The following is a 23,857-nucleotide window of genomic DNA, read 5'->3' on the forward strand; positions in this document are numbered from 1 at the left end:
GCGTCCACCCCCTTGCTCATTGATGTCATATGTATGATGTGTATAATCCCGTTCTTTTACCCGGCTCTGACCACACGGTCCCGTCCGTCCTGCTTCGCCTGATACAGGGCTCTGTCACTAAGCTTGTACAAGGTATTCAAGGCGGTCTGCTGATCAGGAAGCACTGTAATCATTCCGATGCTTACGGTGTACCCGCCGGCAAGACTGTCTCCCGAAGCCTCCTTGACGGCTTGGCGCAGTTCTTCCGCCTTGCGGCTGCTGTTCTCCACATCCTGCCCATAGAGCATAATGGCGAATTCTTCGCCGCCAACCCGGCCGAACAAGTCACCGATTCCCAGCCGGCTCTCAATGGTAAGCGCGAAATCCTGGAGTACTACATCGCCCTTGTCATGTCCATATGTATCATTCACTATTTTGAAATGGTCCAGATCCAGCAGCAGCATTGAGCAGTATTCCCGCTTTCTTGCGGCCATCGCCAGCTTCAGCTCAGCCTCTATCAGAAAAGCCCTGCGGCCAAGGATTCCGGTAAGGCTGTCATAAGCGGCTATGCGCTTCAGCTTCTCATATGAATGCTCATTGGAGAGCAGGATGAAAGCCGCAATTCCCCCGACCAGCATCAAAAACATCCCCAGGTAATACAAATACTGTGCCGGATTAGCTGTCAGCGGCCCCATCTCCGGTTCCAGAATCAGCGCGACAAAGGACCGCAACAGCATCACGGCAGCAATGGTATAAAATACGCCACCCATTATTTTCTGGAGCGGAGAACGTTCTTTCCCCGCCGTCAAACGGTACCCGGGGTAGATCACAAACAGCATTACCCATAGCGAGGTCGTGGCCACCCGCAGGTTCGCATGGTTAAAGAACAGGGCGACGATACAAAAGCTCAGAACACTGCCCGCAACCAGCCCCGAATAATAGAGCTTCGCCTTACGGTCCATCATCCCCATCATCATCAGCAGGGCCGAAATTTCCAGACCTCCTCCAGCCAGAATGAGCGCATTGCTTAGAGGTATGGCGATCCAATGGGGAATATAATCCCATAGCAGAATAGAGCCCCAGAAGACGACCTGAAGCCACTTTGCAGTTATAAAAAGGACCGAGGCGGTATCCTTGGCGAAATGGTAGCGGTAGAAGGTAATCAGCAGTCCGGAAAACAAGTTCCCCAAGATGAACAAGTACAACAATGTATTAATATCAAGCTGAAAGCTCATGAGTACACCACCAAATATGCGGGAATACCTTCTTTTAATTGAGGACAATATCATTCACAAGCTATATCGGCAAAATGGCGGTGTAATTTCACTTCTAATTTCTTAGACCGCCAGATACCTCCAGACATAAAAAGAAGAAACGGCTTCGCTGTCCTTATTCAAGGAACGGAAACCGTTTCTGTTAAAATGCCTAGCTATCCTATTACTGTAAAGAGATATGTGTAATCTGCATAGAACGGCCTAAGCCTTATTCACGATTCTTCAGATTATCAGCCAGAGCATACCCGACCTTCCAGATATCACCCGCACCCATTGTAATCACCAGATCACCGGGAGCAATGCGGTCCTGCAGGTCAGCCAGCACAGCTTCCTTCGTCGGCAGATGCCGTGCACCGGCGTTGCTGTTCTGCACAATCAGCTCCACCAGCTTCGCGGAGGTGACTCCCTCGATCTGCTTCTCTCCGGCAGGCGAGTAGATATCGGTAATAATCACTTCGTCCGCTTCGCTGAACGCACGGCTGAACGCATCCAGCAGGAAGAAGGTACGCGTGTAGCGCTGCGGCTGGAACACGGCGATAATCCGTTTGCCTGTAGCCTTGGCAGCACTAATGGTAGCCTGAATCTCCGTTGGATGATGCGCATAATCATCAATGACGAGAATCTCGTTGATCTCTCCCAGCACCTGGAAGCGCCGCTTGGCACCGTGGAATTTCACAATTGCTGCAGCGATCGCTTCAAAGGCAATGCCGGATTTCAGACAGGAAATTACCGCCGCCATTGAATTATACAGATTGTATTGCCCCGGAATGGAAAGCTCAATACGGCCCAGAACCTCCGTACCGCGATTCATCGTGTACGACACCTGGCGGTCGCCCAGAACGATGTCGGTCGCCGTGTAATCTGCAGTCTCCGAATGAATTCCGTAGGTGATAACCGTACCTTTTACTTGAGGCAGCAGAGATTTCACATTCTCATCATCCGCGCACACAATAGCCGTTCCGTCCTCACGCAGCTGGTTCATAAACTGCACATAAGCTTCCTTCAGCTGGCCGAAATCACCGCCGTAGTTCTCCAGATGGTCGGCTTCAATATTCGTTACAATGCCCAGCCAAGGATGGTACTGCAGGAATGAGCCATCGCTCTCATCCGCTTCGGCTACGACGAATTCCCCTTGTCCTGCCTTGGCATTCGTACCGACGTTCATAATCTCCCCGCCAATAATATACGTAGGGTCCACTCCGCAGTCTTCCATAACCAGAGCAATCATCGACGAGGTGGTAGTCTTGCCGTGCGCACCCGCAACAGCCACACCCTTGCGCTCATTCAGCAGACGGGCAAGCATCTGCGAACGGTGAAGAATCGGTATTTTGAGACGCTCCGCTTCTACCCATTCTACGTTATCCGACGCAAGCGCCGTAGAATATACGACCAGATCCGCGCCTTTGACCTGTTCGGCCGTATGTCCGATGTAGACCTTGGCACCTTTGGCAATCAATTTCTCCGTTAACTCTTGTGCAGCTACGTCAGAGCCCGTAACTGTATATCCCATCTCCAGCATCACCCGGGCAATCGCGCTCATACCGTAGCCGCCGATCCCTATAAAATGCACACGTTCAGTAGTATCCAACAGTTCGTCACCAGCCTTTTTCAGAATCGGGTTGCCGTAAAAGCGTACTGCGTACATCAGAAATCAAATACAGCGTTCCGGACACGACCGCAAGGTCATCGTCCGCTGTGATCGTCTGCAGCAGATGCAGCGCTTGGCCCCAATTACGTTCTACTATGATTTCCAAGTTTTCCTTGGCATATTTATTCCGCAGACTTTCTGCGATGGCCTGCAGATCTTCCGCGTCCATTTTCTTCCGGAAATCCGGTTCGGTCAGGATGAGCGTATCCACTATAGGCAGTATATGCTTGAGATACGACTCGTGATGCTTATTTGCCAGCATCCCCATGAGCAAATTTAATTTACCGTATGGCCCAAACTGCGGAAGACTCTTGGCCAGGCTCTCTGCACCTTCCGGATTATGTGCTCCGTCCAGAATAATTCTGGGTGAAGTGCCTACTTCCTCCAGCCTTCCGGCCCAGAATGTACCGCGGAATCCCTCCAGCACATCCTCGTCCTCCAGCATGAAGGCCATATACTGCCGCAGCACCTCAAGGACCATCATAGCTCCCGCTGCATTCTCCAGCTGATGTTCGCCTTTCATAGCGATATCAAGCTCTAGCGAGCGGAATGGACCCTGGAAGGTGAAATGCTGGTGGCCGTCCCTGAGCTCTACACCACTATAGCTGAAATCTTCTCCAGCCAAATATAGAGTAGAACGGGTAGACGCCGCTTTAGCCTTCAGTACTGCGATGGCCTCCGGCTGGCTCACGCAGCTGACTGCAGGAACGCCCGGCTTAATAATTCCGGCCTTCTCACCGGCGATCAGCTCCAGTGTATCTCCGAGTACATCGGTATGATCATGTCCGACATTCGTGATTACAGACACTACCGGAGTAACAATATTCGTTACATCCAGCCTTCCCCCAAGACCTGTCTCCCATACGACTACATCCGGATAACAGACTTCGCCATAATAGAGAATGGCCAGTGCCGTCGACACCTCGAACATTGTCGGCGAACCCAGCTCACCGCCCGCGATCTCTTGAACCAGCGGTCGCAGTTTATTTACGAGTTCCAGCAAAGTCTCTTCGGAAATATCTGCTCCATTGTACTGGAAACGGTTCGTGAATTTCGTGATATAAGGAGAAGTAAAGGTCCCCACCGTGTACCCGCTCTGAATAAGTACACGGGTCAAAAAAGCACAGGTAGAGCCTTTGCCATTCGTCCCTGCCACGTGAATGAACTTGAGCTTGCGGTGCGGATGACCCAGCTTCTCCATCAGAAGCTCTATCCGCTCCAGCCCTGGCCGGATTCCGAAAGGAATCAGGCTGTTGATCCAGTCTACCGCTTCTGTATAAGAACTTAAGGGAGCGGCACCGCCGCTCCGGGTGATCTCTTCCATATCCCTTATCCTCTCAGCTCTGCGATACGGGCCAGCACTTTCTCGCGTCTATCAGAATAGTCCGCCTGCTTCGCCCGCTCCTCTTCGATGACTTTTGCTGGCGCCTTGGCGACAAAACCCTGATTGCCGAGCTTTTTCTCCACGCGCTCAACCTCGCTGTTCAGTGTCTGGACTTCTTTTTCCAGACGGGCAATTTCCTGTTCAATGTCGATCAGTCCTGATAACGGCAGAAGCAGCTCGGCTCCTGTAACCACAGCAGACATCACTTTATCCGGTGTCTGCGGCGCAAGCCCTGCTTCGAAGGAAGAGGTATTGCAGAAGCGCCCGATGTAATTGTCGTTGCGGGAAATAATGTCCAGGGTTTCCTGACCCCCGGCTTTGATAATCAGTTCTACCTTCTTGCTCATCGGCACGTTCACTTCCGCACGGATATTACGAACGGCACGGATAACATCCATCAGGAGGTTCATCTCTGCCACTGCCTGCGGATTCTCAAGCGCAGAATCATACTTCGGCCATTCAGCCAGCGTGATGGTGTCGCCCTGATGCGGCAGATGCTGCCAGATTTCTTCCGTAATGAACGGCATGAACGGATGAATCAGGCGCAGCGTGCGGTCCAGTACATAGGCCAGAACCGATTGTGTCTTGGCCTTCGCAGCCGCGTCCGCTCCGTACAGCGAGAGCTTGGCGAATTCGATATACCAGTCGCACAGATCATCCCAGATGAAGTTGTACAGCAGCCGGCCGGTCTCGCCGAACTCGTACGAGTCAATTAGACGCGTAATATCGCGGGAAGTTTCGTTCAGGCGGTGCAGAATCCAGTGGTCCGCCGTGCTGAGCTCACCTGTGATGTCAATATCTTCAAAAGAAACACCTTCGAGATTCATCAGTGCAAAGCGTGAGGCATTCCAGATCTTGTTGGCAAAATTCCGCGCCTGCTCTACCTTTTCCATCCGGAACCGGAGATCCTGACCGGCTGTGCTGCCTGTAGTAATCATGTAGCGCATAGCGTCTGCACCATACTGCTCGATTACATCCAGCGGATCGATACCGTTGCCGAGTGATTTGGACATTTTGCGCCCTTCAGCATCGCGTACGAGACCATGCATCAGCACGTCGGAGAATGGCTTCTGTCCGGTGAATTCCAGAGCCGAGAAGATCATGCGGGCTACCCAGAAGTAGATGATATCGTAGCCGGTAACCAGCACATTGTTCGGATAGTAACGCTGATAGTCGCTGCTGTTCTCATCAGGCCAGCCCAGTGTAGCGAACGGCCAGAGGTTCGAGCTGAACCAGGTATCCAGAACATCCTCATCCTGCTTCAGGTCCGTCAGACCGCTGATTGTGCGCGCTTCTTCTTCATCATTCGCAACAACGATCTCTCCCGTAGATTCGGAGTACCAGGCCGGAATACGGTGGCCCCACCACAATTGGCGGGAAATACACCAGTCGCGTACATTCTCGATCCAGTTCAGGTAAGTCTTCTCGAAGCGGTCCGGTACGAAGTTAACACCGCTGCCATCCTTCTGCGCTGCGATGGCCGCTTCTGCCAGCGGCTGCATCTTCACGAACCACTGGGTGGACAGGTAAGGCTCAACTACGGCTCCCGAACGCTCGCTGTGTCCAACCTGATGTACGTGGTCCTCAATGGATACAAGTACGCCCTGCTCCTTCAGGTCAGCAATGATCGCCTTGCGGCAGTCGCTGCGGTCCAGTCCCTGGTATTTGCCTGCTTCCGCATTCATAATTCCGCCTTCATCCATCACATTAATCTGTGGAAGATTATGGCGCACGCCCATCTCAAAGTCGTTCGGATCATGTGCCGGGGTAATCTTCACCGCGCCGCTGCCGAATTCCTTATCTACATAATCATCAGCGATAACCGGAATTTCCCGCAAGGTAATCGGCAGGATCAGCGTTTTGCCGATAAGATCCTTGTAACGGTCATCTTCCGGATGCACGGCAACCGCAGTATCGCCCAGCATCGTTTCCGGCCGGGTTGTAGCTACAGTAATATAGCCGCTGCCATCCTTAAGCGGATAGCGCAGATGGTACAGATGGCCATTTACCTCTTTATATTCAACTTCGATATCCGACAGAGCCGTGCGTGCAGCCGGATCCCAGTTGATAATGCGTTTGCCGCGGTAGATCAGGCCTTTCCGGTACAGCTGAATAAACACCTGGCGGACACCGCTGGACATTCCTTCATCCAGGGTGAACCGTTCGCGCGAGTAGTCCAGCGACAAGCCCATCTTGGCCCACTGCCCGTGAATCGTCTCCGCATATTGCTCCTTCCAGGCCCATACCTGCTCCAGGAACTTCTCGCGTCCCAGATCATGGCGGGAGATCCCCTGCTCGCGCAGCTTCTGCTCTACCTTAGTCTGTGTAGCGATACCCGCATGGTCCGTTCCCGGCAGCCACAGCGTATCAAATCCCTGCATCCGTTTGGTACGGATCAGAACATCCTGCAGTGTGAAATCAAGCGCATGCCCGATATGCAGCATTCCTGTTACATTCGGCGGGGGAATAACAATGCTGTAAGGCTGTGCATCCGGACGTTTGCCTGCTTCGAAGAAGCCGTTCTCCATCCAGTAAGTATACCATTTCTTCTCCGCCGACCCCGGATCATAGGTAGTCGGCATATCGCTTTGCTTGTGATTTGCAGTAGCGGTGTCTTCTGCCGCTTCCAGCTGGTTCGTCAGCTCTGCTGCTGTATTGTTGTTATCAGCCATTGTGAACCCTCCATTAGAGAAAATGATGAGAAGCTTTTTGTATTCTGTAACGATCTGACTAGTGGAAACGGCTTTGCCGTCCTGTCTAAGGACGTTACCGTTTCAGCGAGAAATATAAGGATAATTGATAGAGTGAAACATATAAATCCTTATATTTAAATACAAAAAGACCCTTCGTCTCAAAGGACGAAAGGCCATTCTTTCGCGGTACCACCTTTGTTTCGCGCTAATCAGGTGTAAACGGCTGTGCCGTCCTTCAAGGGACGGTATCCGTTTCAGCGGAAATACAAGGATAAAGTATAATGTAAAACCTATACTTTCTTGTATTTCAAAAATAAACCCCTGCCTCGGACCCCTTACAGGTCCGGAAGCTTAGCGCGACACTCATGCAGATAACGGCTGCGTCCGGCCACATCCTAACCTGGTCTCCATAAACATGGAGGCAAGCTCAGAAGGGCGACTCCGGGGCGACTTCGGGGGCTGCATCCTGCGGAAATTCACAGCAACTACAATTCCGCTCTCTGAAGGGCTGACCGCCTACTCTTCCCGTTCCCAGTCTTTATGCTAGTTATTACTTATGTCAATAATACATTCAGTCCTATTCCTAGTCAACCAGCATACACACAAAGGTCAGAGTTTATACCGCCCGGTTCAAAAAAATGTCTAACGGAGTTGTATACACAGGGCTAACAGAGATAAATACACAGAGAGCTGCCCATCTACCGCTTACTTCCCGCTCCAGATCACGTTGACGATATTGTAGCCTCCATAGCTGCCAGTTCCCAGGTAGGCGTCCAGTGTAACAGAAAACGTGCTTCCGGCATCGATAATCGAGAAGGCTTCCGCGGAGATCTCCTCGGATTTGGCGGTGGCGCCTTTGCGCACAAAATACTCTTTGTACGTATTGCCAAGCGTCTCCAGGTCCTGCTTCGTCAGATAGCTGAACGTCGCAGACGGCGTGCCGGTCGCCGAGCCTTCAATCAGATTGAATACTTTGGCATCGGACGGCAGCGGGAAGTCGGACGGCAGGCTCTTCGGACGCTGTACCGGTTCCGCGGCCGGTTCCTGAGAGGATATGCCAGGAGAAGCGGAGCCGCCGATGACGACCCGGCTGTTTGCGGCGTCATAAGTGACAGAGGTGTTCAGCGCTTCACTGATTGAGCGTACAGGCAGGTACGTTGTGCCATTGTACGTGATCGGGGCAAGCGTTTTACCGTTGCCGTCTTTCATCGTATAGACCTGCCCGTTCACGATGATCCCGAGCTTGTAATTCAGTGATGCCCGGATCTCCTGCAGGTTGCCCGCGCCATAGACGCCGGCCGAAGCAGTCAGCGCCACGCCCAATGCGATCGCGGCTGCCGTCACTTTTTTCTTCATAAATATCTCATCCTCCCAAGAAGTGGTGTATACCGGCGCACAGCTGGTTGAATCTGCCAAGACATAAGCCGGTAGTGACCATTAACCCTGCCTAAGCGAATATGAACCCGCAACAGGCCGGGCCAAGATATACCCTATGTAAAAAAATAAGGCTGCCCCAAGCAGCCATGTCATGGCTTGTGGGACAGCCCCCCGCAACTTCCTGCCGCATTCCCCAGTCCATCCTAGGGAATATACAAAACCTGACCTTCTTCTACATTCTGTCCGGAGAGCCGGTTATACATGGACAACTCTCTGGTACTGAGCTGATATTTCTCGGCAATCGTATCCAGCGTTTCTTCCCGCTGGACGATGCAGAGCCGCACTTTGCGGAACAGCTCTGTACCGCCAAGGCCGCCGATGAACCGGCTTTTCCATTCGGTATCATTCCCTGCCTCAGGAATAACCGCCGCTTTGGAGGCTACTTCCTCGGAATGAAGAATCTCCTGCTCCTTGCGCGCACGGCTGGAGCTGAGCAGCGAAGAGAAGGTCAATGGCTCCTGCTCGGCAATTGCCGGATCTTTTTTGCTGCCCAGCGCAATCTTGAGATCCTGCTTCTCCTCCTGGGGAGGTAAGAACTCCTCGGACACGAAGCTCTCATTGTCTATAGCCTGAACCTCTTCAGGCACTTCTTCATTCTCGGCCAGCACTGCTGTATCATCACTGGCTGCGGATGTGAATACCGGCTCTGCCTGATTGACTGCATGAAGACTGGCAGTACCCCAATGATCCACAGTATTCAACGCGGCTGTCCCCGTCTGGAAACCGGGCTCCTCCGTACCTGCCTTGAACGAATCATTTACCGCACCAGGCTCTTCTGTCTTCTCCCGGGAAGGAAGAAAATGACTGGAGACCGGCTCAGCCGCAGATTTGCTGTAGTTCTGCCCGGAATCCGCTGTTCCGGATGGAACGGTTGCGGGTGGGGAATCCAGGTTATGCGTTCTTACCTTGGGTTCCTTGTCCTTCAACTGAGCGGATACTAAGGCCGAAGGCTGAGTGTATAAAGAGCCTTCCAGGAATAGCGGATTACCCGCGGCTTCCACGGAATCCGCATATTCCTGATCCTCCACTGAAACCTCCGCGACACCTTCCCCGTAGGTCCAGAGCGAATTTTCATATAGCGCATCATTCTCCGGCCCGCGGTTATCCGCTTCAGCCTCAGGGGAGTAGGCTACTGTATATTCCTCCTGCTGCCAGGCCGGCTGGGCATCCGCGTTTCCGATTCCGCGCAGCGAGAGCACCCCTGTTATGTTGACGGTTCGCATCGTAAGCAGGTCAATATCGAAATTCTCGATCTCAACCCCTATGTCTTCAAGTGAGCTGACCCGTGTCAGCGGGACTGTGATTTCAACAGGAATCGCATGCTCCAGACGCTGTGTGCGATCATCTTCCCCCCGGTAGAGTCCGGTGAGCAGCAGTTGCCCGTGCAATTCCGCCCGGTCCTCCCGCTGGATTACCTGGATGTCGGGAATCAGCTCGACTTCCTCCAGCTCAGCTATTCCCGGAAGCTCTTCCGAAAGGTGAATGCGTTCATAAATATCAAACCGCAAGCCGTGTGACTGGTCAAACACGGGAAATGTCCTCCTTCTTGGCATAATCTATCCCTGAGACAAGCCCAGAGCATAAGCCCAAAATGTTACTCCACTCATGTATATGCTTCAATCAGGAAGGCATGACAACTTTGCCGCCTACTTCGGCGGACAGGAAATTATTTCGGATCGGTGAGTACCGTAAGAGGGTCCGGAATGGAATAATCCTGCGGGAGCCTTGCCCGCATGCTCGCCGCAAGCGGAATGCCGGGATACATTGCATTCAGCACATCGGCTGGATGGAAGGCTCCGGGAACGGGTCCTGCCGCCGGCTCTGCTCCCAAGGCCGAGCGGACTGCCGGGCTTTGTACGCTCTCCAGCATACTTATGGCTTTACGGTATACATTCAGCGTTCCGGCCGCCATGACATCCAGTGAACGGCTGCGCTGCGCCCACTCCCTTGCCTGGAAGCCGGTACGTACTCTCAGCTCCTCATTATCCAGCAGCTGTTCCAGCAGCCCGGCCAGCCGGGCGGCATCACCGGGCGGAACGATCCAGCCGGTCTCCCCGTGGCGGACCATTTCCGGCATACCTGAAGTGCCGGCAACAATCGGGGCAATGCCTGCAAGCTGAGCCTCGGTGACCGAGAACGGCTGAGTATCCTGCAGGGAAGGCTGTACATAAATATCAGCCTCACTTAGTGCTGCCGGAATATTATCCAGCTTCCCGGCAAAGCGGATATGCTCCAGAATCCCAAGCTGGCGCGCCTGTTCCCTGAGCTCTTCCAGCAGGCTGCCTATGCCGGCCACTACACAGGTCCAGTCTGTGCGGTGCTTCTGCAGCATTCCCAGAGCCTCGATCAGTACATGCACACCTTTGATATATTCGAGGCGTCCGGCATACATGATTACTTTGGTTCCGCCTCCGATCTTAAGCGGTGAAGGCCTCGCCGCCCTGGCCGCATACTGCTCCAGATTCACTCCATACGGCAAAGTATGAATCCGTTCTCTGCTTACACCGAGCTCCTGGGTCAGCTGACCAATCCAGTTCGAAGAGACCATAATCAAGTCAGCTGACCGGGCCGCGAGCGCCTCCATCCGCCGGAAATACCGCCAGATCGGCCGGCGCTCATATTCCTCGCGGGTAAGTCCAGGCTCAAGCCCTTTGTATTCATAATAAGCTTCCCGGGACAATGCCCCGTGCACACTGGATACGAGAGGAACCGGACGTCGCATAATCCGCCGCAGCGCGTAGGAGGCAATGGGGTCCTGGGCATGAATGACATCATAATTCTCCAGCCCCAGAACCGCTGCTCCACCCTCAAATACATAACGTCCCAGCTCAAAGCTGAATATCCCATGCTCCAGATGCAGATGCGGGAATAAGGTAATATCAAGGTGCGGGAGCAGCAGGGTATAGAAAGCTTTTTTATCAAAAGAAGCATTCTGCCCGAGCAAATACAAGGTGTTGTTCTCCACATGGCTTCCCATGAGTGTGACGGAGTGTCCCTGTTCGCTCAGCTTATCGGCAAGCTGTTTCATATACGTCCAGATCCCGCCCATATTGGTAAGGCCCCAGTAGGTAACCAGCAATATTTTCATAACTTCCTCTCCCCGGCTTATAGATTCACTTCTGCACGAGAGCAGACGGCTCCACATTAACAAAGTATTATATGACCGCTGCCGGATATAGGACATGGGTGTATGGTTCAATCTATAAAAATCCCAAAATAACTTTATAATCAAAAAACGTCTTTTCGGTTATAATCGGTATAAATCCTGAAAGGAAAACTTCTGTCATGTCTAAAGCACGGGTATTTGACCTTTCCCTGTTTGCCGCTTCCGTTGCTATAGCTTTCATTCCCAAACATGCTATAGTTCTGGACGATACATATATCAAGGCGCTGGTGCTCTATACGCTCTTCTCCAGCTTCTACTTTCAACTGCGCATCGTGACCCGGAGCGGGAATTCTACGATCGATTATGCTATCAGCTATACCTCTTCGTTCGGAATTTTCGCCGGACCGCTGGGCACCTTTCTGTTCGAAACCGTATACCGCTTCGTTGTATTTTTCTATAAAAAGAAGACAAAAACCGCCGATCCCGGCGAATTTCTGGACACCTTCTACAATATTGGGTCCTTTACACTGGGCGGCTCGGCCGCGTATTATCTGTACACTGTGCTTCACCCTTTTGCGGAGAGATTTCCGCTCGGATACTGGCTCCTGTTTCTCCTGGTCGTCTGTGTCACCACATTGCTGTCCTCCACGTTCCTGATCATAACCTTCGCGCTCTCTGGAGACATCAAGACACGCAAGGAAGCCCGTCACCTGCTGTTCCGGAGCCGTAACCTGCTTGATTTCAGCAAGGTAGCCCTGACCAATGCGCTGCTCCTGCGCCTGCTGCAAATGGAGAAATGGGAAATGCTGATTGCCCTCTTCCTGCTCAATTACATCGTCAGCCTCTCCTTCTATTCCAAATCGCAAAGCGCCCAGCACAAATATGAACGCGACAAGTTCGAGCAGATGGCTTACCGCGACTTCCTGACAGGAACCTATAACCGGGCCCACATGGACAAGATGATGAAGGAGCTGAACCAGAGCGGGGAATATATCGGAATTGTAGTGGCGGATATCGACCGTTTCAAAAAAATCAACGATTCCTTCAACCACGCCGTCGGTGACCGCGTCATTATTGATTTTGCCGATACACTGAAGCAATTTCTGCAGGAAGAAGACATCCTGTTCCGCAGCGGCGGGGAAGAGTTCACCGTGTTTCTCAGGAACAGAACCTTTGAGGAGTGCCAGTCACAGATTCAGGCAATCCTGGACAGCCTTCACGGACACAGCGTAGCCGCAGAATTCGAGGACCAGATGATCCGCGTGCCGTATTCCGCCTCTTTCGGACTGTACTATTACAAGGCAGACCCCGGCCAGAAGACTTCTATGGAAAAAGGCTATGTCTACGCCGACCAGCTTCTGCTTGAATCCAAAAAACTCGGCCGCAACCGGCTCTCGTACCGCAATGACCTTCGTCCGTAGCCGGACTTTAGAACGGTGAAGATCAGGTACGGGAGCGCTGTGCATTGCAAGCAAGAGGGAGCTGTCCCAAAAGCCATGAAATGGCCGCTTGGATGGACGCTCCGCTGTTTAAGCGGGAATGGTTACAAAAATCTTTAAAGAACTATAAACAATAACGCAAAGCAGCGATCCTCCAATGACCAAGAGAATCGCTGCTTTATTGACATTTAAAGGCTTTTGAGAAGACAGAGGGCCTGTCTTCGCCAGTATAAACCAGCATTGGGACGGATACGCTTGCCTCTACCGTTCAGTATCTACAGCTTAGCCTCTACAGCTCAGTGGCATTAAAAGTATCTCCGCCTTCAATGGTGCCGGAGTTGAACCCTTTGTAGAACCAGCGTTTGCGCTGCTCGGAGGTGCCGTGAGTGAAGCTGTCAGGCACCACATAGCCTTGTGCCCGCTTCTGGATCGTGTCGTCCCCCACTGCGCTCGCCGCGGTTAAGGCTTCCTCCAGATCCCCTTCCTCCAGCAGGTTCATTCCTTGGGCATGCTTCGCCCATACCCCGGCGTAATAATCGGCCTGCAGCTCAAAGCGGACCTGAACTTTGTTGAATTCGGTCTCGCTCAGGCTCTGGCGCAGCGAATTCAGCTGCTCGGAAGCACCCAGCAGTGTCTGCACATGGTGACCCACCTCATGGGCAATTACATAAGCCATGGCGAAATCGCCCGGAGCATTGAATTGCTGTTGCAACTCGTCGTAGAAGCTGAGATCGATATACAGCTTGGCGTCCCCGGGGCAATAGAACGGCCCGACTGCCGAACTGGCGGTTCCGCAGGCAGAGTCCACGCTGCCGCTATAGAGCACAAGCGTAGGGTCCTGGTACGTCTTCCCCTGCTCCTGGAAGACTTCGGACCAGACATCTTCGGTATCTGCCAGTACTACGGATACAAATTCCGACAACTCCTTCTCCTGTGCGGTCTGCTCGTAAGGAACATTAGAGCTGGTGCTGGAGCCTGTGGAAGTCAGATTGCCCATAATATCACCGATATTCCCGCCGCTCAGCAGCGTAACAATCACCACAATAATGATCCCGCTAATTCCGCCGCCAATCAGCTTGCCGCCTCCGCCTCTGCTTCCTCTGCGGTCTTCTACATTCGAACTGCCTCTTCTGCCCTGCCATTTCATGGCCCAACCCCCAGTTATGAATTCCGGTTTACAGGATGTATTTCATCTTAATACTGTTATACCCATAAACACAGGGGTCCCACTCGCCTCTCCCCGTAAAGCGGACATAAAAAAGACTCCCGCACAGCCGCAGCCGTGAAGGAGTCCCGTAAGCAAATATGAAAAGGGCAATTATTTGGCAGCTTTAGCAGCGTCCAAAATTGCTTTCAGATAGTTAGAGGTATCCACCAGAGTAGCACCGCTTACAGCATCAACTACTTGCTCTGCGGACTTCTTGCTAAGCGTCATTTCAAGGGATTTGATTGTTTTGCCTGTAGCGAATTTCTCAACAGCAGCAATGTTCTTGTCATAAGAAACTGTGGAGCCTGCTGCTTCAGCCATATGCTCGCTGTAGTATTTAGCGTTAGCTTTCTTGGAAGCCAGAACTACGTTAGGGTCTTTGTAGCCGTTCAGGCCAAATTCTTTGTCGGAGTTAGGAACGCCAGTTGCTACATCTGTACCCAGGAATTGATAATCATCCAGCGAAGCTGCAACGATTACACCGTTCTGTACTACAGCAACAGCTACTGTGAAGCATTTGGTACCATGGGCAGCCGCTTCCACCCGGCCTACCTTAAGTGGTGCGCTCGCTGCAGATGTTACACTGTTCAAGGCGCCGCTGTTGCCTACCCCTACAAGTGCCAACGAGATACCAGCTACGAGCATTAGTTTTGTTACTTTTTTCACAAAGATTCCCCCAGTTAATGTTATGAGATACGCTTACATACTATATTTATCAATATATTGGATATCCGTCTGTTACAAATGTTACTAGTAAACTGCAAAAAATTGGAATATGTATTTTTAACAGGGAAATGAAGGGATAACTGGAGGTGAAACGCGCTAAAAAGCAGATCGCCCCCATAAAACCAGCAACAATATCAGCTGCAATTCTCTTTCACAGTCACTTTATTATTCGTTATCGTGACCTTGGAATATCCGGATAAAGATTCGGTGTAGGAGCATATTCCAACCGTTTGAGCTACCTCCGGCGCCCTTGGATCTGTATATTTCAGATAAATGCCCCCCTCGCCGCTTAAGCTAAGCCGGGGTCTGATTTTGATTGTTTTTCCGCTGCTGAGCGTTTTCCCGAGTTCATCAGTGGAGGCACCGGCAGCTGCGTTCGTAACCACACCAGTCTCAAGGATGCTCAGATCAAAGTCGGACTCATTGTATACTGTCACCTTGAAGCTCTGGAACTGGGCAGCCATACTCAAAATGCCGTATTTGCTGTTCAACTGTGCGGCCAGTATCAGTCCGGTGGCAATAACCGCTGCACCCAGTGCTGTTGCCAGGATTACTCTGCGTTTGCGTCTCATAGACTCATCTCCTTTTCAGTAAGACGAACAGCAATGCGGAAATGTATCAGCGGAACCCTGCGCTCCGCCGGAATATTTACAGCCGGATAGGCTTGGGTAACAGAACAGCAAGGGCCGGAAAAGAAATAGCGGCATTGGCCTTGTTCAGCCAATCTCTGTCACTTCTATTAATTTGTTCTGCAGATAGCAAAAAAAAGCAGCAACCTCCTATGGGAGAATCGCTGCTTGGTTAATTTACATAGCTTCGCGGATGACGATCAGCCGCTATATGAAATTCCATTTCAAATGGAAACTCGGTGATAGTTGTATTCTGTACAATTAAAAATAGCGAAAAGATGTGCTTGCATCGTATAACTGTATTCTGTACAACTAAATCCGCCCGAATCGGTGAAAACCTTCTATAAACGGCAGTTTAATTGCACGAAATACAACTAAACGGATAACTGGTTGTAAAACTGACGATTTAGTTGTACAAAGTGCAATTAAGCATGCCGCATACTCCTAAGCGCTATACTAGTTCAGCGGCTCCCCGCCTAATTGCACGCGAAGCTTCCGCATATCCTCCGGCCATGGATCGGATACTTCGACCCTGCTTCGGGTCCAGGGGTGGGCAAAAATAAGCTTCTCGCCATGCAGCGCCTGCCGGTCTGCACCTGCCGGCTTCGCCTTGGCCTTAAGCTTAACCTCCGGCCGGCCCGGACCAGCCAGCTTGCCCGGCTCCTGCAGTCCCGGTGTAATGCCCACCTTCTCCTGCTCTTCGAACCAGGCTGTAATCGCCGACTTCACCTTACCCGGCTCCGTACGCAGCGGCAGCTTGTCGTTCTTGCTGCCGCCCGCACGGACACTTGCTGTATGCCAGCCGGGTCCGCCGTAGAGGTCATCCCCGTACAGCGGATGACCCGCATGACTGAGGTGGACACGAATCTGGTGCGTGCGCCCCGTCTCCAGCTGCACCTTCAGCACAGTTCCGCCAGGCAGCGCTTCCCGCCCTATGATTCGCGTGACCGCCGCCTGTCCTCCCGGCGAGACCCGCCGGCGCGCCGCATGATGGCGGTCACGGCCGATCGGGGCATCGATCACGGTAAGCTCAGGCGGCACAATGCCTTCCACAATCGCCGCGTAGAGGCGGGATACGGTTTTGTCGCGCATATCCTCGTCCAGCACAAGCTGGGCGTATTCGTTCTTCGCATAGAGCACAGGTCCTGTTGTATCCTTATCCAGGCGGTGAATATGGCGGACGGCTACTCCTCCGCCGGAAGCGGCGTAATGCGCTGCGACGATATGATCCAGCGTTACGCCCGCTCCGCTGCCATCCGGATGAACCGCCATGCCGGCCGGTTTATGGACCACGAGGCAGAAGTCATCCTCGTACAGTACTTCAAGCTCCTGCCATACCGGCTCAATACCTGCTTCCCGGTAAGGGAACAGGGATAGCATCAGCCGGTCGCCCTTCCACTGGATGCCGCCTTCGCGGCGCAGCCGCGAGTGCAGCTTCTCCGGCATCCCGGCCGTGCCGAGCAGCCAGGCGTCAATGGCGGCCTGCCTGTCGGCCGCAGCCGTAATCACCCGGCCCGGCATGACTTGAAGCCACTCTCCGCGCCGGGTCCATTTGCCGCCGCCGGTGATGTTCCTGATGACCGCGCCAGTATTCCCTGTATCTGCATCCGCTCCACTAGGGATACTTGTGCAGGACAACTCCTCCGGCCCGCCTGTCATAGCGACTTCAGGGCATTATAATGGCCCTCAATCGTATCATCAATATCCTGCTCACTGTGCACAGCGGATACGAACATGCCTTCAAACTGGGATGGGGGAACGCTGATGCCCTGATCAAGCATTTTGCCGAAATAACGCTTGAACAGATCCAGGTTGCTGGTCTTGGCCGTCTCGAAGTTGACAACCGGTCCTTCAGTGAAGAACGGGCAGACCATAGAGCCCACACGGTTAATCGTGAGAGGGATGCCAGTTTCCTGCGCGTTACGCTTAAGGCCCGCTTCCAGACGTGCACCCAACACCTCCAGACGGGTATATACTTCAGGTGTCAGCAGCTTCAGCGTGCTGTAACCAGCCGCCATGGCCAGCGGATTCCCGCTGAGTGTGCCTGCCTGATAGATCGGGCCAGAGGGAGCGATCTGCTCCATAATCTCTCTTTTGCCGCCATAGGCACCTACCGGGAGACCGCCGCCGATAACCTTGCCGAAGCAGGTCAGATCAGGGTCCAAACCGTACAACCCTTGCGCACAGCCGCGGTCCACCCGGAAGCCGGTCATCACTTCATCAAAAATCAATAGCGCGCCATACCCCGTCGTCACCTTGCGCAGACCCTCCAGGAAACCCGGAAGCGGAGGCACTACGCCCATATTCCCGGCAATCGGCTCAACAATCACAGCGGCAATCTCATTGCCGTAACGTTCGAACGCGATTTTGACCCCTTCCAGGTCATTGTAAGGTACTGTTATGGTGTTGATGGCTACACCTTCCGGCACACCGGGGCTATCCGGCAATCCCAATGTGGCAACCCCGGAACCGGCTTTGATCAGCAGGCTGTCGGCGTGGCCGTGGTAGGAGCCTTCGAACTTGAGGATTTTGCTGCGTCCTGTATATCCGCGGGCTAGCCGGATGGCACTCATCGTAGCTTCTGTTCCCGAGTTCACCATGCGCACAATGTCCACCGATGCTACACGTTCCACCACGGTCTTGGCCATTTCGGTCTCCAGCAGTGTCGGTGCGCCGAAGCTTGTCCCTTTAACCGCAGTCTCCTGCAGCGCCTTCACCACTTCCGGATGGGCATGGCCCATAATCAGCGGTCCCCACGAGCAGACGTAGTCGATGAAGCTGTTGCCGTCGATATCGAAGATACGCGAGCCTTCGCCTCTGTCTACATAAACCGGGGTCAATCCTACGGATTTGAATGCCCGGACCGGGCTGTTGACCCCTCCCGGAATATACTGTTTCGCTTCTTCAAAAGCTGTGCGGGAAGCCTCTTCCCTGCGTGTAAGCGGCACATTGCCCATGCTTCTTCACTCCTGCTCTGCTGAATTATACAGCTGAATATAGTCTAGCCGCGCAGCCAGCGGGCTGCATCCTTGGCGAAATACGTAATAATAATATCTGCTCCGGCGCGCTTCATGCCGGTCAGCATTTCCAGGACAACTGCCTGCTCATCGATCCAGCCCTGCTGTGCAGCCGCTTTTACCATTGAATATTCACCGCTCACGTTGTAAGCCACCAGCGGCAGATCGAACTGGTCGCGGATCGTCCGGATGACATCCAGATAAGCCAGCGCGGGCTTAACCATCAGCATGTCAGCGCCTTCCAGCACATCTGAATCAGCCTCACGGATCGCTTCCCGCAGATTGGCCGGGTCCATCTGGTACGTTTTGCGGTTACCGAATTGCGGTGCAGAATCTGCCGCTTCACGGAAGGGGCCGTAGAAGGCGGATGCGTATTTTACCGAATAGGACATGATCGGCACATGCTCAAAACCATTCTCGTCAAGGCCGTTGCGGATCGCCTGCACGAACCCGTCCATCATATTGGAAGGCGCGATAATATCCGCACCGGCCCGGGCCTGGGATACCGCCGTGCGGGTCAGCAGCTCCAGCGAAGCATCGTTAAGCACATCGCCATGTACTACGCCGTCAACTGTATGGGTATGTACCATACCGCAGTGGCCGTGGTCGGTGAATTCACACAGACAGGTGTCGGCGACAACCAGCAGCTCGGGATACCACTGCTTAATCAGCCGGGTAGCCTCCTGCACAATGCCGTCCTCAGCGAATCCGGAGGAGCCGATGGCGTCCTTCGTTTCGGGAATGCCGAACAGTAATACGGCCGGAATTCCCAGGGAGGCAATCTCATCCACTTCCGCCTTCAGGGTATCCAGCGAGAAGTGATACACGCCGGGCATGGAGCCAATCTCATTCTTCACACCGGTACCGTAGGTTACAAATATCGGCTGGATAAAGTCCAGCACGTTCAGGACGGTCTCCCGCACCATTCCTCGGATTCCGGCTGTACCGCGCAAGCGGCGGTGTCTAGTTATTGGAAAGCTCATTGCTGTTTCCTCCTGTACAGTAAGTATTTAAACACATCTATCTGTCTCAAGCCTTATTCGAATATGAAATCACAAAACGCAAAGTTGAAATGCATTGTTCAAAATTGCAGGGCCCAGACTGCATAGCGGAATAGCGGAAACCAGGCCGCAGGTTATCTGAGCCTCGTTGTTTCATTCCAGCGGCAGAGCTCCTGCACCAGCCCTTCGATCGTCGCTTCGTCCGGGAGCAAGCCCGGAGTCAACCCGGCCTTCACAGCAGTCTGTTCGGTTACCGGACCTATGCAGGCGATTTTGACCCCCGCCAGCAGCGTCAGCGGATCTTCCAGGCCCATCCGTTTCAGGATAGAGATGAAGTTGCGCACCGTGGAAGAGCTGGTGAAGGTGACCGCATGAATCCGTTTCTCTTCGAGCAGCTTCACCAGTTCAATATCATCTTCACCAGTAACCACAGTCTCATACGTATCCACTTCAGTCACTTCCAGCTCCAGCTCCTTCAGCTTGCCGGGCAGCCACTCGCGCGCCAGATCGCCGCGCGGCAGCAGCACCTTCTGCCCCGGCTGCAGCTGATCGCCGAAGGCTTCAATCAGCCCTTCTGCCTGGAAGCGTCCAGGCAGTTCTTCGGCAATCAGCCCGCGCCCGGCAAGCGCCGCAGCCGTACCCGGTCCCACCGCACATATCCGCGCACGGTACAGACCGCGCAGATCAGTCTTCAACTGCGCCAGATGGCGCATGAAGAAGTCCACGCCGTTCGGACTGGTGAAGAACACCCAGTCGTACTCTGGAAGCCGGCCAAGCGCTGAAGCAATCTCTGCCTGCTTGTCCGCATCACGCTGCATAACCGTCTCAATGACAGGGAACTCATACGGTTCGCCGCCAAGCTCCTCGATCCGGTCTACCAGTTCGCTGGCCTGGCTGCGGGCCCGCGTCACCACAATCCGCTTGCCGAACAGCGGCATCGCTTCAACCCACATGAGGTGCTCCCGCTGGAGCACTACATCGCCGACAACGATAACGGCCGGCGGCTGGAAATCCGCCGCCTTGACCTTCGCTTCAATGTCGGCAAGCGTGCCGGTTAGTGTCTCCTGATCGGCACGTGTCCCCCAGCGCACCAGCGCCACCGGCGTTTCCGGCGGACGCCCGTGCTTCATCAGCTGGGCGCTGATATATCCGATTTTGGCGACGCCCATCAGGAACACCAGGGTTCCCGTGGCATTCGTCACCTTATCCCAATGAATGGAATGATCCAGCTTATCCGGGCTCTCATGTCCGGTAATGATCGACAGGGAAGACGCAGCCTCCCGGTGGGTTACCGGAATACCGGCGTACGCCGGGACGCTGATAGCCGAGGTAATACCCGGCACAATCTCGTAGTAGATGCCATGCCGCCGCAGCAGCTCCGCTTCTTCACCCACCCGGCCAAAAATCACCGGGTCTCCGCCCTTCAGACGCACTACCGTTTTGCCCTCCAGAGCGAGATCGACAAGCAGCTGATTAATGTCCTCCTGCTTCATCGTATGGCGGTCCGGCAGCTTGCCTACGTATATTTTCTCCCCGCCCGGCTTCATCCACTTCAACAGCCTTGGACTCGCCAGCCGGTCATAGACCAGCACATCTGCCTTCTGGATACACTCCAGACCTTTAACCGTAATCAGCTTGGCATCCCCCGGACCTGCACCTACAAGATAAACCTTCCCCGCCATCTCCGTCATCCCCTTATCACCTTATCCCTGAGTATCCTGTCCCTTTACATCCGCCAAAATCTTCTCTGCGCCCCTGGCAATCAGCTTGCGGGCAACCTCCGCACCGAGCTGCACCGGATCTTCTCCCGTGCAGGTTTCTTTAAGGATTACCGATCCGTCCGGTGTTCCCACCATTCCGGTTAAAGTGATTAACAGGCCGCCTTCTCCAGAAGTCCCGCCGGAATGAATAGTCCCGGTTGTTCCCGTTGTCCCGGCCTTCTCCGTCTCCAGCACAGCGTAGGCGCCGATCGGCACCTGACAGCCGCCATTCAGGGCGCCGAGGAATGTGCGCTCCGCCGTCACCGTAAGAGCGGTGCGCTCATCATTGTAGAGCGCGAGCAGCTTGCGCAGCTCCTCATCGTCTTCACGGCATTCGATGCCGAGAGCTCCCTGGCCCACAGCGGGCAGGCAGATTTCCGGCGGCAGATAAGCCGTTACCCGGTCCTGCCAGCCCATCCGCGACAAGCCTGCCACTGCCAGCAGAATCGCGTCGTATTCGCCGTTCTCCAGCTTCTTCAGCCGCGAGTCAATATTGCCGCGCACCGGCTCAATAACCAGATCCGGCCGGAGCGCGGCCAGCTGGCTGGAGCGCCGCAGGCTGCTTGTGCCTACGCGCGCGCCCTGCGGCAGATCCTCAAGGATTGCTCCGCTGCTTGAGATCAGGCAGTCCCGCGGATCTACCCGCTTCGGCACTGCACCATTAATCAAGCCTCCCGGCAATTCGGAAGGCATATCCTTCATACTATGTACTGCCATATCGATTTCTTTGGCCAGCATGGCCTGCTCAATTTCCTTCACAAAAAGACCCTTACCGCCAACCTTGGACAGGGTGACATCAAGAATCCGGTCGCCTTTGGTAACAATCTTATGCACCTCAAAAGTAAAATCAAAGCCATGCTCCCCGCTAAGCCGCTCCAGATCGGCAATCACATGCCCTGTCTGCGTCAGCGCCAGCGCACTCTGTCTGCTGCCCACAATAATCTTCCGCATGAACCATTCCCCCTGTTCAAGTTACCTGCACCCGCCCTGTTTCCTGCACGATACCTCTCATTTGCTCAATTGTGTCACTTTCGCTGGAATCAAGGGAACTTTTGCCCTTCATTTGCTCATTCGCGCCACTTTCGCTGGAATCAAGGGCACTTTTACCCTTCATTTGCTCATTCGCGCCACTATTGCTGGAATTAAGGGGATTTATACCACTAATTTGTTCATTTCGGGCGATTTCGCCCGAATTAGAGGGATTTATCCCTCTAATTTGCTCATTTCGGCGGATTTAGCCCAAATCAAAGGGATTTATCCCTCTAATTTACCGCACAACAGTCAGCTTTGGTCATTCCAGCCACATTCCCGCGAATCCGCCCACTTCAACGTCATAAACACATCCACTTATTCTACTTATTCGTCTATTTCTCTGATCATTCGGCCGTTCAGCCGTTGGTCCATTCAATCGTCTATTCAAATAAGCAGGCCGTCAAGCATTAACCCGCCAATTCGTTTGGAACAGATTCATCTGCACGATTCAATCGGCAACTTGAGTCAACTTCTGCCGCAGCTTATGTCTTTGCAGACTCAGTTTCAAAGCAGTCTCAATGATTGATGAATTAGTTTTGAAGCAGCCAGAGCAGATGCAAACTTACTCCGCAATCGCAGCAGTTGTACTTGATGCTTGCTCCATCCGCTTGTTCGATCTACGTGATGGCCTGCTCTACCCAATCAATCTATCTACGCCTCCCGATAACCTGCTCCATCCGCTCTTTCGATCTACGTCTCCCGATGGCCGACTCCACCCGATCATTCCGCCTACTCCTCCCGGTTACATGCAATCCAGGATTCGATTACCTCTGATGTCCATGGTATAAAGGTGCCCTGCCGCATCTCATCCAACACATCAAGCTTCCCCAGCCTCCGCAGCAGCCGGGCGCGAATCTCAGCTACAGGCTCCAGCCGCTTGATTTCAATGCGCAGCTCATGCAGGAAATCCAGATAAGGCTCGTATTCCTCGCCCAGCAGCCCGGCGATCTGCGCCGTGATCTGCGCAGCAGCGGACGGTCCCGCCCCGGAGGTCGAGACCGCAACCGTCAACCGCCCCCGCCGGAGGATACCGGGCGTGATGAAGCTGCCCGCCTCGGCGTGGCTGGCGACATTGACCGGCAGGCCCAGCATCCGGGCCTCCCCGGCCACCGCTTCATTCACCGCCCTGTCGCTGCTGGCGGCATAGACCAAGACAGCTCCCTGGAGATCTCCGGGAGCATAGGGGCGGCTGACCCATTTCAGCCGCCCCTCCGCAGCCGCTGCGGACAACGTCCCGCTAAGCGCAGGACTGACAATCACCAGCTCCGCTCCTGCCTCCAGCAGCGGAGCCGCTTTACGTTCAGCCACAGCTCCGCCGCCGATCATTACCACCAGTCTGCCCTGAACATCCAGCATAATGGGCAAATATTTGCTCATCCCGCCTCACTCCAGCATCCGAAAATTCACTATACTCCACACCACAATACCCCAGCTTGCTCAACTAAGAAATCAGTCCCCGGTTGCCACTACAGCAGGACAGCAGTCCGGCGCACTAGAAAAGCTCTCTCATTAGGCCCATAGCACT

The 23,857-nt window shown here is 53.7% G+C and carries 16 protein-coding genes and 1 pseudogene; 1 reads left to right on the plus strand and 16 read right to left on the minus strand.

The annotated features are described in order from the left end of the window. Positions 1-56: 56 nt before the first annotated feature. From P40081_RS28980 to P40081_RS29010, 7 genes are all read right to left on the minus strand, one after another. Positions 57-1,214, minus strand: a complete 1,158-nt coding sequence (locus P40081_RS28980) for a GGDEF domain-containing protein (protein ID WP_042139592.1) — start codon at positions 1,212-1,214, stop codon at positions 57-59. 247 nt (positions 1,215-1,461) lie between these two features. Then, positions 1,462-2,841 carry a UDP-N-acetylmuramate--L-alanine ligase gene (murC, locus tag P40081_RS28985; protein ID WP_042139593.1) on the minus strand — a complete coding sequence of 460 codons (1,380 nt, stop codon included), beginning with the start codon at positions 2,839-2,841 and terminating at the stop codon, positions 1,462-1,464. Positions 2,842-2,848: 7 nt separating this feature from the next. After that, on the minus strand, positions 2,849-4,225 hold the full coding sequence (locus P40081_RS28990) for a bifunctional folylpolyglutamate synthase/dihydrofolate synthase (RefSeq protein ID WP_042139594.1): 1,377 nt from the start codon (positions 4,223-4,225) through the stop codon (positions 2,849-2,851). A 5-nt stretch (positions 4,226-4,230) separates the two neighbouring features. Beyond that, on the minus strand, positions 4,231-6,867 hold the full coding sequence (locus P40081_RS28995) for a valine--tRNA ligase (protein ID WP_042141572.1): 2,637 nt from the start codon (positions 6,865-6,867) through the stop codon (positions 4,231-4,233). Between the two features lie 816 nt (positions 6,868-7,683). Next, entirely contained in the window at positions 7,684-8,334 is a 651-nt protein-coding gene (locus P40081_RS36775; protein WP_052422065.1) for a stalk domain-containing protein, read from the minus strand. A 224-nt stretch (positions 8,335-8,558) separates the two neighbouring features. Continuing rightward, positions 8,559-9,944 (minus strand): LysM peptidoglycan-binding domain-containing protein, encoded by a 1,386-nt coding sequence (locus tag P40081_RS29005; RefSeq protein WP_042139595.1) that lies wholly within the window; start codon positions 9,942-9,944, stop codon positions 8,559-8,561. A 137-nt stretch (positions 9,945-10,081) separates the two neighbouring features. Beyond that, positions 10,082-11,503 carry a glycosyltransferase family 4 protein gene (locus tag P40081_RS29010; protein ID WP_052422066.1) on the minus strand — a complete coding sequence of 474 codons (1,422 nt, stop codon included), beginning with the start codon at positions 11,501-11,503 and terminating at the stop codon, positions 10,082-10,084. A gap of 197 nt (positions 11,504-11,700) precedes the next feature. Between P40081_RS29010 and P40081_RS29015 the strand changes: the two genes are divergently transcribed. Further along, entirely contained in the window at positions 11,701-12,942 is a 1,242-nt protein-coding gene (locus P40081_RS29015) for a GGDEF domain-containing protein (protein WP_042139596.1), read from the plus strand. A gap of 307 nt (positions 12,943-13,249) precedes the next feature. Here the strand turns inward: P40081_RS29015 and ypfJ are convergent, their stop codons facing one another. The 9 genes and pseudogenes from ypfJ to P40081_RS29060 all read right to left on the minus strand — a co-directional run bounded on the left by ypfJ (position 13,250) and on the right by P40081_RS29060 (position 23,709). After that, positions 13,250-14,107 carry a KPN_02809 family neutral zinc metallopeptidase gene (gene ypfJ / locus P40081_RS29020; RefSeq protein WP_042139598.1) on the minus strand — a complete coding sequence of 286 codons (858 nt, stop codon included), beginning with the start codon at positions 14,105-14,107 and terminating at the stop codon, positions 13,250-13,252. A 171-nt stretch (positions 14,108-14,278) separates the two neighbouring features. Then, positions 14,279-14,833, minus strand: coding sequence for a hypothetical protein (locus P40081_RS29025; protein ID WP_042139599.1), 555 nt, complete (start codon positions 14,831-14,833; stop codon positions 14,279-14,281). Positions 14,834-15,027: 194 nt separating this feature from the next. Next, positions 15,028-15,465, minus strand: a complete 438-nt coding sequence (locus tag P40081_RS29030; protein WP_042139600.1) for a hypothetical protein — start codon at positions 15,463-15,465, stop codon at positions 15,028-15,030. 864 nt (positions 15,466-16,329) lie between these two features. Then, positions 16,330-17,091, minus strand: a pseudogene (locus P40081_RS29035) (RluA family pseudouridine synthase); the annotation flags it as partial. A gap of 86 nt (positions 17,092-17,177) precedes the next feature. After that, entirely contained in the window at positions 17,178-18,479 is a 1,302-nt protein-coding gene (gene hemL / locus P40081_RS29040) for a glutamate-1-semialdehyde 2,1-aminomutase (RefSeq protein ID WP_042139601.1), read from the minus strand. A gap of 44 nt (positions 18,480-18,523) precedes the next feature. Continuing rightward, positions 18,524-19,522 (minus strand): porphobilinogen synthase, encoded by a 999-nt coding sequence (hemB, locus tag P40081_RS29045; RefSeq protein WP_042139602.1) that lies wholly within the window; start codon positions 19,520-19,522, stop codon positions 18,524-18,526. Between the two features lie 152 nt (positions 19,523-19,674). Then, entirely contained in the window at positions 19,675-21,222 is a 1,548-nt protein-coding gene (gene cobA / locus P40081_RS29050; RefSeq protein ID WP_042141576.1) for a uroporphyrinogen-III C-methyltransferase, read from the minus strand. 21 nt (positions 21,223-21,243) lie between these two features. After that, the gene (gene hemC, locus P40081_RS29055; protein ID WP_042139603.1) at positions 21,244-22,251 is read right to left on the minus strand and encodes a hydroxymethylbilane synthase; all 1,008 of its coding nucleotides are present in this window, start codon (positions 22,249-22,251) and stop codon (positions 21,244-21,246) included. 810 nt (positions 22,252-23,061) lie between these two features. After that, positions 23,062-23,709 (minus strand): precorrin-2 dehydrogenase/sirohydrochlorin ferrochelatase family protein, encoded by a 648-nt coding sequence (locus P40081_RS29060; protein WP_042139604.1) that lies wholly within the window; start codon positions 23,707-23,709, stop codon positions 23,062-23,064. Between the last annotated feature and the right edge of the window lie 148 nt (positions 23,710-23,857).

The organism is Paenibacillus sp. FSL P4-0081 (assembly GCF_000758565.1).
In the GTDB taxonomy this organism is placed as follows: domain Bacteria; phylum Bacillota; class Bacilli; order Paenibacillales; family Paenibacillaceae; genus Paenibacillus_AQ; species Paenibacillus_AQ phytohabitans.

Coding starts and splice junctions, on each gene's coding strand:
- P40081_RS29010 (WP_052422066.1), bottom strand. CDS start 11,503: ATGAAAATATTGCTGGTTACCTACTGGGGCCTTACCAATATGGGCGGG.
- P40081_RS28990 (WP_042139594.1), bottom strand. CDS start 4,225: ATGGAAGAGATCACCCGGAGCGGCGGTGCCGCTCCCTTAAGTTCTTAT.
- P40081_RS28980 (WP_042139592.1), bottom strand. CDS start 1,214: ATGAGCTTTCAGCTTGATATTAATACATTGTTGTACTTGTTCATCTTG.
- P40081_RS29060 (WP_042139604.1), bottom strand. CDS start 23,709: ATGAGCAAATATTTGCCCATTATGCTGGATGTTCAGGGCAGACTGGTG.
- P40081_RS28995 (WP_042141572.1), bottom strand. CDS start 6,867: ATGCCGACTACCTATGATCCGGGGTCGGCGGAGAAGAAATGGTATACT.
- hemL (WP_042139601.1), bottom strand. CDS start 18,479: ATGGGCAATGTGCCGCTTACACGCAGGGAAGAGGCTTCCCGCACAGCT.
- ypfJ (WP_042139598.1), bottom strand. CDS start 14,107: ATGAAATGGCAGGGCAGAAGAGGCAGTTCGAATGTAGAAGACCGCAGA.
- hemB (WP_042139602.1), bottom strand. CDS start 19,522: ATGAGCTTTCCAATAACTAGACACCGCCGCTTGCGCGGTACAGCCGGA.
- P40081_RS29015 (WP_042139596.1), top strand. CDS start 11,701: ATGTCTAAAGCACGGGTATTTGACCTTTCCCTGTTTGCCGCTTCCGTT.
- P40081_RS36775 (WP_052422065.1), bottom strand. CDS start 8,334: ATGAAGAAAAAAGTGACGGCAGCCGCGATCGCATTGGGCGTGGCGCTG.
- P40081_RS29030 (WP_042139600.1), bottom strand. CDS start 15,465: ATGAGACGCAAACGCAGAGTAATCCTGGCAACAGCACTGGGTGCAGCG.
- cobA (WP_042141576.1), bottom strand. CDS start 21,222: ATGGCGGGGAAGGTTTATCTTGTAGGTGCAGGTCCGGGGGATGCCAAG.
- hemC (WP_042139603.1), bottom strand. CDS start 22,251: ATGCGGAAGATTATTGTGGGCAGCAGACAGAGTGCGCTGGCGCTGACG.